This is a genomic window from Methanolobus psychrotolerans (genome assembly GCF_002243045.1).
In the GTDB taxonomy this organism is placed as follows: Archaea; Halobacteriota; Methanosarcinia; order Methanosarcinales; family Methanosarcinaceae; genus Methanolobus; species Methanolobus psychrotolerans.
Window position 1 is genome coordinate 1 of the sequence record NZ_MBKP01000020.1, and the last position, 15,686, is coordinate 15,686.

The 15,686-nt window shown below is 41.2% G+C and carries 14 protein-coding genes and 1 pseudogene; 5 read left to right on the top strand and 10 right to left on the bottom strand.

All coding sequences use genetic code 11. The features are described 5' to 3' along the window. A pseudogene (locus BB781_RS08355) lies at positions 1-272 on the top strand (transposase); the annotation flags it as partial. Between the two features lie 149 nt (positions 273-421). Here the strand turns inward: BB781_RS08355 and flaJ are convergent. The 6 genes from flaJ to BB781_RS08385 all read right to left on the bottom strand — a co-directional run bounded on the left by flaJ (position 422) and on the right by BB781_RS08385 (position 6,771). Beyond that, positions 422-2,077: an archaellar assembly protein FlaJ gene (gene flaJ, locus BB781_RS08360; protein ID WP_094228048.1), complete on the bottom strand. Its 1,656-nt coding sequence runs from the start codon at positions 2,075-2,077 to the stop codon at positions 422-424. Positions 2,078-2,086: 9 nt separating this feature from the next. Continuing rightward, entirely contained in the window at positions 2,087-3,742 is a 1,656-nt protein-coding gene (locus BB781_RS08365; protein WP_094228049.1) for a type II/IV secretion system ATPase subunit, read from the bottom strand. Positions 3,743-3,760: 18 nt separating this feature from the next. Beyond that, a complete protein-coding gene (locus BB781_RS08370; RefSeq protein WP_094228050.1) occupies positions 3,761-4,456 on the bottom strand; it encodes an ATPase domain-containing protein in 696 nt (231 codons plus the stop codon). A gap of 14 nt (positions 4,457-4,470) precedes the next feature. Further along, complete coding sequence (locus BB781_RS08375; RefSeq protein ID WP_094228051.1) at positions 4,471-4,977, bottom strand: flagellin; 507 nt, start codon at positions 4,975-4,977, stop codon at positions 4,471-4,473. A gap of 80 nt (positions 4,978-5,057) precedes the next feature. Further along, positions 5,058-5,489, bottom strand: a complete 432-nt coding sequence (locus tag BB781_RS08380; protein WP_094228052.1) for a hypothetical protein — start codon at positions 5,487-5,489, stop codon at positions 5,058-5,060. Further along, on the bottom strand, positions 5,479-6,771 hold the full coding sequence (locus BB781_RS08385; protein ID WP_094228053.1) for a FlaD/FlaE family flagellar protein: 1,293 nt from the start codon (positions 6,769-6,771) through the stop codon (positions 5,479-5,481). The genes BB781_RS08380 and BB781_RS08385 overlap by 11 nt, the downstream gene beginning before the upstream one ends. Positions 6,772-6,938: 167 nt before the next feature. On the opposite strand from BB781_RS08385, the gene BB781_RS08390 reads away from it, so the two are divergent. Then, entirely contained in the window at positions 6,939-7,955 is a 1,017-nt protein-coding gene (locus tag BB781_RS08390) for a methyltransferase domain-containing protein (RefSeq protein ID WP_242492588.1), read from the top strand. Here BB781_RS08390 and BB781_RS08395 read toward each other — a convergent pair. The 4 genes from BB781_RS08395 to alaS all read right to left on the bottom strand — a co-directional run bounded on the left by BB781_RS08395 (position 7,949) and on the right by alaS (position 13,698). Further along, positions 7,949-8,323, bottom strand: coding sequence for a response regulator transcription factor (locus BB781_RS08395; protein ID WP_094228054.1), 375 nt, complete (start codon positions 8,321-8,323; stop codon positions 7,949-7,951). The genes BB781_RS08390 and BB781_RS08395 overlap by 7 nt on opposite strands. Before the next feature lie 96 nt (positions 8,324-8,419). After that, positions 8,420-9,472, bottom strand: coding sequence for a response regulator transcription factor (locus BB781_RS08400; protein WP_094228055.1), 1,053 nt, complete (start codon positions 9,470-9,472; stop codon positions 8,420-8,422). 96 nt (positions 9,473-9,568) lie between these two features. Continuing rightward, positions 9,569-10,909 (bottom strand): gas vesicle protein GvpD P-loop domain-containing protein, encoded by a 1,341-nt coding sequence (gvpD, locus tag BB781_RS08405; RefSeq protein WP_094228056.1) that lies wholly within the window; start codon positions 10,907-10,909, stop codon positions 9,569-9,571. Positions 10,910-10,923: 14 nt separating this feature from the next. Further along, positions 10,924-13,698, bottom strand: a complete 2,775-nt coding sequence (gene alaS / locus BB781_RS08410) for an alanine--tRNA ligase (RefSeq protein WP_094228057.1) — start codon at positions 13,696-13,698, stop codon at positions 10,924-10,926. 326 nt (positions 13,699-14,024) lie between these two features. On the opposite strand from alaS, the gene BB781_RS08415 reads away from it, so the two are divergent. From BB781_RS08415 to surE, 3 genes are all read left to right on the top strand, one after another. After that, entirely contained in the window at positions 14,025-14,303 is a 279-nt protein-coding gene (locus BB781_RS08415) for a hypothetical protein (RefSeq protein WP_207205261.1), read from the top strand. Positions 14,304-14,403: 100 nt separating this feature from the next. Further along, complete coding sequence (locus BB781_RS08420; protein ID WP_207205262.1) at positions 14,404-14,829, top strand: hypothetical protein; 426 nt, start codon at positions 14,404-14,406, stop codon at positions 14,827-14,829. Positions 14,830-14,894: 65 nt separating this feature from the next. Continuing rightward, positions 14,895-15,683 (top strand): 5'/3'-nucleotidase SurE, encoded by a 789-nt coding sequence (gene surE / locus BB781_RS08425; RefSeq protein WP_094228058.1) that lies wholly within the window; start codon positions 14,895-14,897, stop codon positions 15,681-15,683. The last annotated feature ends 3 nt before the right edge of the window (positions 15,684-15,686 follow it).

Genomic DNA, 15,686 nt, shown 5'->3' on the forward strand with positions numbered 1-15,686 from the left:
GGGGTAACCATTTCAGAGCGATTTATATCCCCAGGATATATCATCGGATACTTCAAAAGATATATGACCTGAGGACTTGTGTTGAAAGGAAAAATTCTAACGAGGTCGTTGGATACAATCGATCAAAAACACTAACAAGAGGTAATGAGTGGGCTAAGTTGTTTGTTTCAATAAGCAACATAACTGCACTACTTACGGCACTGGCAGCATTTAAGGTTGAAAGACTTGACCTGATACGTGCTCCAAGCGCTTTTAGAAAGTTGAGGATTTGAGGGCATAAAAGGAAATTTTAGCGAAAAAAAGCAGTTGTAAGAGTTAATGGGCCATTTAAAGGGTTAATGGGATTAATGGTTAAGCCTCAATTGAGTGAAAAACCTGACAGGCTTTTCATCAGTTTAAAGTCTTTGAAATTTCTTTTAATTCAAGTCATACCCAACAATGAAGATACAGCTGCCATGGTAACAACTGCACTTGCTCCGGATATCCATACCATGATTACAAAGTCGATAGTAGCACTCAACATATGTCCACCATCCACGATCCTGATAAGAAGAGCAGACAACAGGGAATGACCTATCATGATCAGCAGAACCATGTTAGAAAGCCTGTCGATACTGCCTATATTTGTGTACAATACCATCCCCATGGACATTCCTGGAGGCATTTCCACAGCTGCAAACATGTCCTGCATAAGTCCGACTACACCAAGTGAGATATACATTGTAAATCCGATACCACCAGTCAGGCCGTACAGGACACCAACAAGACTTGCTGCAGACTGAGACCTTTTTTTCCTAAGAGTTACTATCCTGTGGAAATTAGTTGCGATTATATCGCCAATGACCTCAGGCTGGCCACCAAGATTGGTTGCCTGCACGAACATTACAGAAAAACGCTGTATGAGATTACTTCCTGTGTTAGCTGAAAAATAGTCCCATGAACCGAATTTGTCAATCCTGGTCACAAGCATTTTATAGAGATTGTTCACATCTTTTGTAAGAGGACCAAAATCATGTGCCCTCAGAGCTTTCAGGGCGTCATCGATAACACCGCCCCTTGCACCGGCAGAACTTCCAAGAGAGCGTATAAATGCAGGGAAATTCTCATCTTTCCTCCTGATGCTCTTCTCAATCTTTTTTGAGACATAACCAGTGTATACAAGAGGAGTTGAAACCATAGCCACAGCAATAGGAATTTCTATTTTTCCATAAAGAAATACTGCAATAAACACAATAATACAGCCAGCAATTGAAATTGGTATTGAACGATACAATTTTAACTTGTTCTCCGTAACGTTGCTTGAACGACTCCATGCAGGGTCCTTTGGTATCTTGCTTTTTGTGAACATCACCATAACAAGATCTGTTACAAGGAAAATTACTACAACAACCCCCATCAGGAGTTCTGCATTCATACCCGTAATTACCGGCATGATTACAGCAAATGATGCCATGAATATCAGGGACATCACAAGAGATACGAATAATTCTTTAATTATTTCAACGACATACAGGGCACCAAAATACATCGATTCATACTCATTCATTACCACATTCTGCTCGGCAAAAAGAAATGTTTTCACATCTTCCCCGGACTGAAGTGCGTGTGCAAATCTATCAAGAAAGTCCTCAAATATGATGGAAGGGGTCCTCTTGGAAATGAACCGACATGCATCTGCAAGACTGAGGTGCCATACGGTTACAAGATCATATATTTTTCTTGTTTCCTCTGCAAGTTCCTGGTAATCCTCATTTTCCGAAACAATGCGGACTATATCTATCCTTGGGGTTTCTGCTGTGGCAATTGAACCCATCTGGGTAATGTAGTAATGCATATTATTATCTATACGGGAAGCTTTGGCATCGAGAATGGACAACGGATAAGATAAAGCAAAAATAATACATACCACGGGTATCAATATCGGAATGTACTTGGTAGTACCTGTGAAAAGAGTAGGGAAAACAGTTAACAGAATTATGGAGAAAATAAAACCGAATGCTATTATAGGTAAGGCAAATTTTTTTGCATAGGACATGGGTTCCATGCCAAGGTTCTTAAATGCCTTTTCATAACTCATAAAACTCACCTAAATAGAGAATGGAAGGCCGTCTACGCCGTGTTTATAGAAATTGACTATTATCTCAAGAACATCATAGTAATCTTCAATTCCTCTTGATTTCATTTCTTCCAGTATCTTTGCCCTGAGGAAAAGATCCTGATATATCAGCCTCTTGTCCTCATAACCGAGTTTTGTAGCTATTTTGTCCTCAAGGATGTAACTGTTGTTCAAACCACGGAATTTATGCCTGTCAGTATCAGGCTCCCACTGGAAAACAGCCCGTGTGGCAACACCGCCTATCTCCTCATAATAACCTTCTATTTCTTCAATCGCAAGGGCACGCCTGAGGAACTTGCCTTTACGATAGACAGCTGACAGGATCATTGCAATGTTAAGGTTATCAATGAACGTAACAGGTACATTGATAGGGTCCGCTGTGAGACGTTGTATCATCTTTGAAACTGCAGATGCGTGGAAAGTTGCAAGTACAGGGTGCCCTGTCTGCATACCCTGGAAAGCTACATTACCTTCTGCACCTCGGATTTCACCCACTATGATATAATTAGGTCTTGAACGAAGAGCGGCCTTAAGCAGGGCGAAGGTATCTACCCTTGAGTCGATAGGACCCTCTTCACGGGTGATCAACTGTTGCCATACAGGCTGAGGCGGCTGGACTTCAGCCGTATCTTCTGCAGAGAATACCTTAGCCTTTGGATTTACAAAAGCAAGACATGCATTAAGCATTGTCGTTTTTCCGCTTGCAGTTTCACCACTGAAGAATATACTCATACCATTCTCAAGACACATCCACATATAAGCAGCCATTTCTGCACTGAGTGCACCCCATCCAATGAGCTGGGTGATGCTTACAGGCACTTCACTGAACTTACGCATGGTAAAACTGCTTCCACGCTTACTGACATCCAGACTATAAATAATATTAATACGGGAACCATCAGGAAGGGCACCATCGGCAATAGGTCGGGCATCACTGACAGGGCGACCTATACGCTCACTCATGCTTCTCAGCCAGTTATCCAGTCCCTGTTCATCTCCAAATGTGAGGTCAGTCTTCACCATGTCAAATATTTTGTGAACGATGAAAATATTATCAACACCAATACTGTGGATATCTTCAAGATAAGGGTCCCGTATGATAGGTTCGATTGGCCCGGAACCAATAATGTCTCTTTCCAGGTGATAAAGAATTTTGTTGTACTCACCCTGAGTCATTGGGACTTTCTTCTGCACAGGCATCAGTTTTTGGAGGAAATTGAACTTACTCTTATCATCTTCTACGTTGCCACCTGAACCAATATCAATTGCTTCATTGAACAATTTAGTTATGAGATCCTTAAGCTCTGCTTCAGAACCCGGAACAGGTTCCCTGGATGATCTTTCAAGAATTATGGCCAGAACTGCATCGTATTTCTTTCTTTCTGTGTTGTTGAGTTCAGGTTCTATTCCATAATACTTGATCTCTCCAATTTCAGGATTTCCATAAAGATGAATGAATACAGGGTCCCCCACAGGCAGAATGATATTGACATTTTCCTTATCAATGTCTTTTGAAAGACTAACCATAAAAGTAGGCTCATCAGCTCCGGTTTTTTGCATGAATCTCTTCACATATTCCCCCAGATGAGGATTTCTTTGTATGGCTTTTTGAAATTCCGGATCCATCTAACCACTCTTCTGATTTTATGATACTGAAGCGATCTCGACAACAAGACCGACTTTTGGTTCTATCCTGAAACCTATCATTTGCCCCACAGGACCTTTGGCTCCTGTAAACTTGTTCACGACAATGGTCCTCTTAACCTCACTTCCCAGAGGTTTGGATTTAAGGGTGATATACACGTCACACGAAGAACGGAACATGGATGCAATGTCCTCACCCAACTGATTAGGTTCTATTGTCAATATGATCACTTTGCCCATGCCATTTAGTTTCTTGAAAAAAGAGATCAGATCCAGACTTTTCTCTGCGTTGACACTGTATTTGATAAGGGAGGAGAGTGTGTCGATAATAATCACATTCTTCTCGAAAAGTTCTTCAGCTGCCATTAATCGTTCAATGAAATCAAAACGTGACTTTGCAGCCTGCACAAGCGGAATTACCGGAATATACAACAATAGACCATTTAAAAGGAAAGGTGCTATTGGATAATCCATGGAATACATTTGATTGATAAAACCTTTTGTCGTCAGCTGAGTTGATATGAAAGTAACACTTACGTTATTCTCATTCAATCCGAATGAGAGACGCTGAGTTATGGAGCTTTTTCCTCCACCGCTACCACCTTCAATTACGACAAGTGAACCGGCTGGGAAGCCTCCTCCTAATTTCGCGTTAAGATCATCCCTCGGGATCTCAAATGCATTGATCTTTGCCATTTTTTACCTCTGAATTACGTTTTAAAGCTCATAGCACCGGATTTACCATTTTCGGCTGCGACAAGTATCCTGTGATCGCCAGAATCCAGAGGTGATGGGACAGTAGTGATACTCAGAATAAGAATATCACCTGGCCTCCATACAACATCACCATCCGCCAGATCAACATCAATATCTGTAGGCCCTATTAAGATACCATCAACAAGAACAGTCACATATTCAGGCACCATTTCTGTTTTGCCGGTGTTCTTCGCATAGAAAGTGTATTTTTTACTGACATTATCGAAAGGAATGACCTTGGGATCATTTACAATAGTAATATCAGTCCGCATCTGTTCTGAAAGCAACTTACTACTTGTACCAGATGAAGCGATCATCGACTGGACATCTGCGGATATAATGGCAACTGCGCTAATAGCCAGTATTATTGCAGCTATGAAAAATATCATATGTGTGACTGCTGTGTCAGCGTCGGTATTTTTCAATAGATTATTTCGGTCTGTTGTAAGCATACTCATCATGTTTTTCTGCCAGTCTAAATGAGAATATAATTAAAATAATAATATAATACTGATAGTATATAGATATGCTTGCCATTCAGTCAAACAAGATATGAAGCATAAGCTGAAACACCATTTTCTGTTACAACCTTAACACGATGTATCCCAAGACCGGAGAGACCAGTTACTGTCAAGTTCCTCGTCTCTGCAGGAGTCCATGTGGCTGCAACATCAGTATAAGTGTAAGATTGCAGATTTCCGTCCACAAGCACGTTCAATTCATCAAAACCAAGTGTCTCACTGCCTGTGTTAGAAAGAACTACGGTCAAATTGTAATTGCCTGTAAAACTATCAGGTATAGTATCCTCAATTTTTATATCTGTCTGAAGCCTGATGTGTTGCATTTGATACTGCTCTGCCGATGCATCCCCAACTATTTCGCTGGAAGAACTCAGCGTTGTATAAGAAAAAGTCCCCATAAGCACTGCGGAAATGAAGAAAATGATAGCTACGACTGACACCTCAAATCCCATAGAGTTCCTCCAGTCCGTGCTTGACTTTTGCCATCTCCCTGTCTATGGAACTGAGCATGTTCCTGTCGATCTTACGTCCTGATAGCCTTTCAATGAAAAGAAGGGATTTTGTGTGATCTTCTGGGAGGAGGCGCCATGTTGGTTTTTCCACATAATAATCGATTCCACGGGCATAGGCCATGATCTCGGACATAACATCCTCACTTATCCACCCGATATCTACATAGTAATCCAGAGCATCCATAAGATTGTTCCTTCCGACACGCTCCATGAGAAACTCTATCCAGTTGAGCAGAACAACTACACTTGTCGGATCTGCCTTTATGCATTCCAGCCTTATCAGAGAAATTGAAGCCTTTTTTAGAGGTTTTCCTGCATCACTGCTTTTTGTCCCTTCACTTTCCTCATCACCAGAAACAACAGAAAGACTAGTAGCAGAAACAGGTCTTTTTTCAACTGTATCAAGGCGGGAAGAAATATTAGCAGTTGTTTCAGCAAGGTCAATGATATTCTGGTCAAGGACACCGGTTCTGGAAAACACTTCTTCCGTTCGGGATGACAACTGCTCGATACTTTCATGCATTATTATCATTGCATCTGCAAATGCGTCCATTTTGGACTCAAGATTCTGCATTCTTGAGTCTACCTCAGAAGAGATGCCATGAGGCATGCTTAATTTCTGGGCAGTTGAATCAAAATCATTTTTTATGAGGACCAGCATGTCACCTAATTCAGTAATCCTCTTGTCCGTTTTCTCAAATCTCTCAATTGTGGCCCTGGTAGCAACATCATCCCCTACAAAAGGATTGACCTGATTGGATACTATCTCATACAAAGATAGTAATTCCAGAACACTCTGGTCGATCTTGTCGACGGTCTTCCTGATCTCTTCATTTTCCCTCTGGACCAGATTTAAAGTTACATCTGCTTTTGAAAGCTTAGTCTCAACGTCTTTTATTTTTTTTCTATTTTCTTCTACCATCTCATTGCTTGCAGATGATTGTTGAGTAGCCTGCAAAGGAATACTGCCTGGAGGCATACCGGGTGAAGCCATGCCAGGAGGGAACATGGACGAGCCGCCGGGTGCTTTTTGAAAACCAGGAGGAACACCAGGAATCGAGGGAGGTAAACCTGCAGACAGGTCCGGAATTGAACCAAGGTCTGGAGTACCCTGTAGAAAAGAAGGAGCATCTGAGCCAAAGGGAGAATCAGTTCCTTTTTTCGAATCTTTCTTGGAGAGAACTGAAGTCATCTTTTTTATTTTATCGCTAAATCCGGCCATGATCACACTGGTAATAATTAATATTATGAGAAATATCTATATGAGATTCAATATACTCGCTATAATATATATAAATTTTGAATAAAACTATATGATGATAGTAGAGGAATGAAAACATGAACCAGATGAGTTTAAATCATTTATCGGACTTAACATAATTGATCCATTTGGCACGCAAGAAAATATTCAAAACCGAGATGATATCCGACAAGGATGGAATCAGATTCGCAACTCCTGAACCTGTTGCTGAGTACAGGGCAAAGAGACTTCAATGCAAAGTGATAGCTGACATCAGTTGTGGCATCGGTGGCCAGGCAATATATTTTGCAAAATGGTGTGAGTTTGTTTATGCAATCGAGATCGACCCAAAAAAAATAGCCTACGCAAAAAAGAATGCGAAGATAATGGGGGTCAGCAACATAGAGTTCATCACCGGGGATGCACTTTCATCCGATGTAATAGCAAAATTACCAGAACTTAATGTAGTATTTTCTGATCCTGCAAGACCTCCTGCAGAAAAAGAGAGGACCATTAATAACCTCAGTCCATCTATACCAGAAGTAATGAAGGCTTATGCAGATAAAACATTAAACTTCGCATTCGAAGCGCCACCCCAGATATCACCGGAAAAAATACCATTTGATTGTGAAAAGGAGTATATGTCCCTCGAAGGCAAGCTAAACCGCTTGAATCTCTATTTTGGCGACCTTAAAAAAGCAGATGTTTCTGCAATTGCACTGCCTGGTAGCAATATCATAAGAAAAAATCATAGAAATCGAAATGTTCACAGGTCACGTAAACCCGATGTTTATGCCTATGAACCAGAAGAATGTGTCACAAAAGCAGGACTTCTGGAACAATTAACATCATCTTTCAAAGAACATGATGTCAGCATATTTGAAATTGATGAAAAAAGAGTGTTGGTTACTTCCAATCATCTTCTTGAATGCAAATTGTTCAAGAATAGCTACAAAGTAGTACAGGTTATGAATTTTGATATTATAAAGATTAACTCATACCTGAAACAGAATTCTTTTGGGAATGTAATCATCAGGGCATCAATAGAACCTGAGAAGTACTGGGAAGCACGTAATACTCTGGAAAAAGAACTGAACGGAGAAAGAAAAGCGCATCTGTTTCTAAAAGAAAATGACGCAATCGTGTGCGAAGTGCTAGATCAGTGAAATTCCATTTCCAGCAGTTCCTTTGTTCTTTTTATGAGTTCTTTCCTGCTAAAAGGTTTGGTTATGTAGTCATCTGCTTTTAACACATGCAGACCAAGCATCTTATCAAATTCCTGACTCTTCACAGTAAGCATAGCCACAGGCAGACATGGCTCTTTTTCTTTTATTTTATGAAAAGTTTCCCATCCGTTCATATCAGGCATCATGATGTCTAGCAAAATAGCATCCGGTCTTTCTTTATCGATAGACTCAAGGCACTCAAAACCACTTTTTACCCCGATAACTTCTATATTTTCGGATTCCAGGATCAATTTCACGAGGTCGATAGTATCTGGCTCATCATCCACGACCATAACTTTGGGACTCATAATTTTTTACAGCTCCTGAAAAGGATAATTCATAGTTATATTGATAGTATATAATGCAATCTTGTTATAATACTAATATATATTATAATTATATAATTATTCCTCTTCAACCCAGCCCAAACGCCTCATGACCATCTTGATCCTTGCTTTGACTTCACGCTTATCAAATGGTTTGGAAATATAATCATCAATACCCAGTTCCATCCCCTTGACTTTATCCTCAATTGCAGTCTTGGCAGAGATCATAATAACAGGGATATCACTTGCAGCCTTGCTCATTTTAAGATTTTCTACAACTTCATAACCATCCATATCAGGCATCATGATATCAAGAAGAATGAGGTCTGGAAGTTCTTTAAGGGTTAGCTCTATTGCTTCTTCCCCATTGTGAGCCACTATGAAATCATAAGGTTCACTTATAAGAGACAGTTTTAATAATTCTGGAATATCCGGCTCATCATCAACTATCAGAATTTTCAACCTGTCCCTTTTAATCTTTTTCTGCATCGGCTCAAATTCAATTGAACCATTCTCAACAGAGTATCTGAAATCAAAATCTTTCAGGCCTATCCCCGTGTGTATTTCCCCTACATTGGTAATCTCAATGACCACATCAAAGAAAGAAGTTATAAGAACTTCTGTTTCAGATGGAAGGATATTCTTTGAAAGCATCGAAAGGATACTTCCATCATATTCAACTACTTTTTTTTCGATGAACTTGATGAAATTCTCTACTACCTGCATTGTGTCACTTGCCAGAACATTCATATTATCTATGATAAGCAAGGAACAGGTATTGTCCTGTAATATATTTGATATGTGTGAAGCCATTTTAGTATAGTCGGCAACTGAACTACAATAAAAAGTATCAGGATAATGCTGTTTCCCGGATGCATCGATATCAATGAAAAACATCCTTTCAGTATCAACACCAAAGCCAAATTCCTCAAAACGGGTAAGTACCTTATCCCGGGAAGCACTGAGGCATAACCACACTACCGTCCTGTTCAGATCTTCCTTTAATATGTTCGATACATAAAAATAGACCAGCCGCTCGATGAAACTGTCAACAGGAGCAAGGAACAATGCATTTTTGTTGGACAGATCTTTCATGAGGGTTGAAAGGATTTCCTGCGTTTGAACGTTCATTGACAAGTACCTTTTAATTTTGTTTAGTAAATATTATTAGTTTTATTTTCTTATTAATGTTTGGGCAGAAAATGTACTTGCGGCATGAAATTCAGGTCATTTCATTGGTATCAGGCTAATCTGAGGATAACCGGAGATGAATTCCATCTTAACTGCAAAGATACCGGTTTTGGGTACGACACCATACATAACAAGAGTCTTATCAACGTTTTCAAACTTCCAGTGGGTTGTGGCCATATGCGCAACTGTTTCGGTAATTCTCTGCCCATATTTTGTAACAGCAAGAACTACGTTCTCAGTTGTCTTTGTTATGGATGCTATCTGACCAATTATGGAACCGATATTCTCCCACCCATAATTATATTCCATGCTGTCAAGGCCAATGTAATCAAGAATTGGTGAACCATACTGGCGCATCACATCATTTTTGACCTTATGGAATATATCCATATCTTTGTAAATGTTTCCTGAAAAAGGTTCAATGTATGTAGGTATTCTTCCTTTCAGGTCACGTATCTCAAATCCAACGAACTGCCCATGGAAATGATTCTCACCTGTAAATGGGGATATCATACGTTTTTCAGTTTCAACACTTGTACCTTCGGTGGGCATGCTGAGAAGTCCACGGCCCATATTCAGGTGATTGATGAACGTCGGTAAAAGCAAACTATAAAAAGAGTCCCCAACGCCACTTGTGATCTCGAAAAGATTGAAACTTCCTTTCTGATAACCACCGCCCAGTATTGAATCAAAATCGCGGATACCGGTTGATATCTTACTTTCAATCGGGTCGTGAAAGGGTTGTGGAACCTGTGTTTGTTCAGGATATGACACTGTGAATGGTTCAAAGCTGTTAAACTTACCACCATCCAGAGTGAAGGGGTATCTTGACTGGGACAATTCCACGCCACGCATCTTTAGCAGGTTGATCTTTCTGATGTCACGCTCCGATATCTCCGCAATATCAAGGAAAACAACACCATCTACAAGATAATCAAGAGAAGTTACACCCGTTTGCTCAGTTATCATTATAAGATCGGCGTTTACCTTCCTGGAAAAGTCGAAGAGCAAACGTTCCAGCTCAAACTTGTTGCTTTCCCAGTCTGCTGACCTTGTTGTGGCAATGCTAAGTGAATCTATGGAATCCACAACTATGACCGGCTTGGATTCACTGGAATCCCATATCACTTTTATGCGGGATGCAAGCATCCTGAGGAAATCCTCGTTATTGGTGAAATCACCCTCTATCCAGGGATATTTCCCATACTCTGAAGATTTATCGATACGTGGAGAGATATAGATGCAATTGCCTTCAGAACATACTTCATCCAGTACTCCAAAGACAAAGGTTGTCTTTCCAGTCCCTGGTTTCCCTTTTACGAGAAGAGATTTACCAAACTGGGAGGAGAAAAACTCCCTTACCTCACCGGGTATCATTCCTATTCCTCATATTAATTGCTTATTTGTTCTTCAAGCAGGTTGCGGCCTGTTTCAAGGGCCTCACATATCTTGCTTGCATCGATACCGCCACCACGGGCCATGGCAGGCTTTCCACCACCGCCGCCACCAAGTATTTCCGACATTTTTCGGACAATCTTGCCAGCATCTGCTCCTGCATTCAACGCATCATCTCCTGCGGCGCCTACAATCTTAACACCCGCAGAATCGCTTGCCAGAAGGACTACCATATCTTTGTTGGTGGCCAGTTCACCGGCAATCTTCACAAGTTCATCAATATCGGCATTTGGAATGAACGTTGCCACAAGACGAAGAGCGCCTATACTGACTGCTTCGTTTGCCATCTGAATGACATGAACATGCGCAATGTCTTCTTTCAATCTCTGATTCTCTTTCTTGAACTCCTTCCATTCATTAAAGAAACGTTCAATGGTAGACGGCAAATGTTCCGGCCTTACACGCAACGCATCAGCAGACTGATTTAGATAGGATTCCAGCTCCTGCATTGCTTTGACTGCCGCAAGACCTGCAGCGTACTCTATACGCTCCACACCATCCTGAATGCGCTCGGTCTTCAGCATCTTGATAGGACCTACAAGTCCGGTGCTGACACAGTGAGTACCTCCACAGGCCTCTATATCATCAGCTACTTTCAGGACACGAATGATCTTTCCAGGAGGAACACCCCCCTGATAAAGGCCAAAACCATATTTCTTCTCAGCTTCTACCCTGTCCATCCATTCGGCCGTAACACGCTGGTTCTCCATCACCGTACGATTGGCTATGAGTTCTATGCGGTTAAGTTCTTCCTGAGAGATACGTTTGTAATGAGATATGTCAAGACGAGCTTTGTCTACAAATTTCTGGGCACCTGCCTGCCAGACATGAGCACCCAGGACTTTACGTGCCGCATCATTGACAATATGAGTTGCGGTGTGGTGGCATGCATGGGCCATACGGCGCTCTTCATCCACTTTACCATGAACCATGTCACCCTTTCTAAGATGAAGCTCATCCTCAATATCCTCTATGATGTGCACAACCACACCATCAACAGATTCTACATTTATAACGCGAATGACAACATCCTCTACGGTAATAGTACCATGATCTGCAGGTTGTCCGCCACCTTCCGGATAGAATAGAGTGCTGTCAAGCACAATGTGATTATCAAAAATGTCCAGGACCACTGCCTCAAAGTTCATTCTTGTAGGCTCGTCATAGAACAATTTCTTTGTTTTGGGCAAACGGGCAACTCTGTCTGCGTAAGGGAAGACCTTTACTTCTTTTTCCTCCGCCTTGCTATGACCTTCAGCAACAAGGGAGTAGAAGTTATCAGGCAGATCTACATCCACACCAATCTCTGAAGCTGCCTCTTTTGAGATCTCCGGTGGAATTCCATGACTGTCATACATCTCAACGAGAGTTGCAAGAGGTATCTTTTCACCGGCGTCCTTGTAGTGTTTGGCGGACTTCTGGATCATACGTTTTCCACGTTCTAGTGTATCTGTAAACTTCTGCTCTTCATTATAGAGAATATCCTCTATGACATCGAACTTCTCCTGGAATTCCGGATACTCCGGAAGGTTCTGTATATGCATCCTTACGATGTCAGATAACGGAATAGATATTCCCATATCCTTCATCATCCTCATAGTCCGGCGAAGCACAAGCCTTGCCAGATAACCAGCCTTGACATTGGAAGGAATGATACCGTCTGCAAGCATGAATGTAAGACAGCGAGTGTGATCGGTTATCGCGTATATGTTCTCCACCGGCTCCATAATAGAAGATAATTTCTCGACTGTTGTTCCAATACTGGAAGCAACCTGTTTCCTGAGCTCGAAAAGATTGGCCTTCTCACTCACATCCATAAGACCTGCCAGACGGGCGTTCTGGGAGAGGATGTTAGCGTATTCAGAATTGTCAAGTTTATGTTCAACACCGGCAAGATCCATGAGCTCATTTACTATGTTCGGGAACACCGCATCATAGATCGTAGGCGAGCCTTTTGATGCCCATACAAATCTTTCAAGACCGTAACCCGTATCCACTATATAATTGTCCATCTTGCGGTAGTTCTCTCCTTTGATCACAGTGTCCCCATCTTTTGACTGCTGCAGATCCATGAACACAAGGGTACCAACTTCAAGACCACCAATAAGTACTTCAACACATGGACCTGCATTTCCTCCACCTGCCCATGGTTCCTCTTTGTACGTTACAGCCATAGGATCAACGCCAAGTGAATTAAGGAGCTCATCACACAATTCTACGGTGTGATCTTTCCAGTATATCTCCTCACCCTTTTTATTAAAAGCGTGGTGTGCCATCATTTCAAATGTTGTAAGATGACGGCCACTTCGTCCAACTGCATCAAGATCAGACAGGCGTATACAGGGCTGAGAGATCGTTAATGGATTTGCGGGTGGCGGAACCTGACCTGAAGTCACAAATGGCTGGAAATCAGCAATTGAAGCAATGGTCAGATAGATATCATCCCTCCATCTTGCAACTACAGGATACCTTTCGAGCCTTGTATGGCTCCTTTCCTCGAAGAATTTCAGATAATATTCCCTCATTTCTGCAAGGTCGAACTTTTTCTTAAAAACAGGATTGCCAATAAAAGAGTACGGATCACATGGTGCGTCCCCACATGTGGCTCTTTCAAGATCACGGGTCCAGAAATGCTTTCCACATTTGGAGCACTGTTTACGAACAAATCCGTTCTCAGAAAAAAAATCAAGCTGATACTCATCTTCAAGCATAACTATTCCAACTGGATGATTATTTTAGATATATTTAGTATAATTTAGTATAATTTATTCTTCCAACTATCGCCCCAATGATTAAAAACGTTTCTTATCCTAGCATGCCATGTAAAGGCTTCAAATGAGCGCGTCTGTATATATATTGAAGTATAATATAAATATACATTGCGTATAATTCCTTACAGCATCGTTTTACTAAAAAGAAAGGGTTGTAAAATGCCGGTTTCATGACCATGTAACACACATTTCTTGTACATTATTTCAATTACCAGTACATTACCTTTAAGTGCATGGTCATGAAGAAGACTTATTGGTGATGACCGATGGAATCAATGCGTTATATGTCATTAGTATTCAGAGGGCTTGTAGAAGAATATAATAACACAGGTGTCAGACCGTCAGTATTCATGGATGCAGGCGGCAACCTGCAAGTATACCTTTGCGATCCTATAATCGATGAAATGCACGAAGATTATGGAATTGATGTCGAAAGAGAATATGATGTGAATGGCGGACAGTTCACACAGACATACCTTATGAATAAGGTAATGCCTGTCGACACTCTCAAGCACAGTATGGAAAGTGAGACAAATATTAATTAGTGGAGACTTTTTGCCAGTCACAAAAGTAAGGCCTTGCAAGCGACATATGCACGGGAATGAGGGAAAAGGCACCTACATACAACCATAAGGGTGAAAAACAATGGACTATAAGAAACTTCTGAGAGTTCTTAAAAACTCCAAACAAGTTTACCGGGAAGATTATGTTAAGAAGATATTCAGAAGCGCGCATTATGATGTTGGACTATTTGAAGAGCAGCTTAACGAGTTCAATGAATCCCTTACCGGCAAAGATTCCGAACTTGCAAAGGAATATATGGACAGGACTATACTGGCACAGGTAATAGATGATGCCTCCATACTGCTGGAGATAGTAAAGGACAGCCATTGCCTCACAAGTGAGCAGAACGAATCAATAATAGAAATGATATTCAAGCTCGATGATATGAGTGAACATATAGAAGTCCTTGAAAAGGTAAAAACGCTTGCAGATATGTCTGATCAGAAAGGATTTAACACTCAGACCAACTCATCCCAGAGAAAAGACAGAATATATGCAAACGTTTGAACACATATCACCACCACACTTTTTTACCCATTAATTTTAAAGCATGAGCTTACAATGATGTAACCATGTCGAAAAAGATATTAGTCACAAATGATGATGGTGTTTATTCTACGGGCATACATGCTGCTTACAAGAGTGTTGCAGACCTTGGAGATATAACTGTTTCCGCCCCTATGACGCAACAGAGTGGCGTCGGCCGCTCAATATCGATTTTTGAACCACTGAGAATAACGCAAACTACAATTAATGGAATTGAGGTCAATGCTGTTGCAGGCACACCCACAGATTCAGTTATACTTGGCATATTTGCAGTTATGAAACAGATGCCTGACCTCATCATCTCAGGATTTAACATCGGCGAGAACATCAGCACAGACACGATAACCACATCAGGAACCATAGGTGCTGCACTGGAAGGTGCAAGTTATGGCGTACCAGCCATTGCCGCTTCCATTCAGGTAATTGAAGAGGGATACAAGTTCGATGACAACAGAGAATTCAAGCACGACTATGATGTGGCCATAAAAGTTGTCAACAGGATGGCAAAGAAAGTTCTTGAATACGGACTTCCTGAAAATGTAGACCTGCTTAATGTAAATATCCCACACCATGTGGATAATGAACCTGAAATTGAAATAACACGCCTTGCCAGAAAATTTTTCAGAACCGATGTGGAAGAGCGACGTGACCCAAGGGGAAGGCCTTACTACTGGATAGCAGGCGAACTAATAATTGATGAAGAAGAAGGCACCGATGTACATGCTATCATGCATAACGGAAATGTCTCAGTCACACCGATATCCCTGGACGCAACCTCACCAATCGACTTTACAGAGATAGAACACCTGCTGTAAGGC

What these genes read in the sequence shown, in the direction of transcription:
- flaJ (WP_094228048.1), bottom strand. Translation starts at nt 2,077, where the DNA reads ATGAGTTATGAAAAGGCATTTAAGAACCTTGGCATGGAACCCATGTCC.
- BB781_RS08365 (WP_094228049.1), bottom strand. Translation starts at nt 3,742, where the DNA reads ATGGATCCGGAATTTCAAAAAGCCATACAAAGAAATCCTCATCTGGGG.
- BB781_RS08370 (WP_094228050.1), bottom strand. Translation starts at nt 4,456, where the DNA reads ATGGCAAAGATCAATGCATTTGAGATCCCGAGGGATGATCTTAACGCG.
- BB781_RS08375 (WP_094228051.1), bottom strand. Translation starts at nt 4,977, where the DNA reads ATGATGAGTATGCTTACAACAGACCGAAATAATCTATTGAAAAATACC.
- BB781_RS08380 (WP_094228052.1), bottom strand. Translation starts at nt 5,489, where the DNA reads ATGGGATTTGAGGTGTCAGTCGTAGCTATCATTTTCTTCATTTCCGCA.
- BB781_RS08385 (WP_094228053.1), bottom strand. Translation starts at nt 6,771, where the DNA reads ATGGCCGGATTTAGCGATAAAATAAAAAAGATGACTTCAGTTCTCTCC.
- BB781_RS08395 (WP_094228054.1), bottom strand. Translation starts at nt 8,323, where the DNA reads ATGAGTCCCAAAGTTATGGTCGTGGATGATGAGCCAGATACTATCGAC.
- BB781_RS08400 (WP_094228055.1), bottom strand. Translation starts at nt 9,472, where the DNA reads ATGAACGTTCAAACGCAGGAAATCCTTTCAACCCTCATGAAAGATCTG.
- gvpD (WP_094228056.1), bottom strand. Translation starts at nt 10,909, where the DNA reads ATGATACCCGGTGAGGTAAGGGAGTTTTTCTCCTCCCAGTTTGGTAAA.
- alaS (WP_094228057.1), bottom strand. Translation starts at nt 13,698, where the DNA reads ATGCTTGAAGATGAGTATCAGCTTGATTTTTTTTCTGAGAACGGATTT.
- BB781_RS08415 (WP_207205261.1), top strand. Translation starts at nt 14,025, where the DNA reads ATGGAATCAATGCGTTATATGTCATTAGTATTCAGAGGGCTTGTAGAA.
- BB781_RS08420 (WP_207205262.1), top strand. Translation starts at nt 14,404, where the DNA reads ATGGACTATAAGAAACTTCTGAGAGTTCTTAAAAACTCCAAACAAGTT.
- surE (WP_094228058.1), top strand. Translation starts at nt 14,895, where the DNA reads ATGTCGAAAAAGATATTAGTCACAAATGATGATGGTGTTTATTCTACG.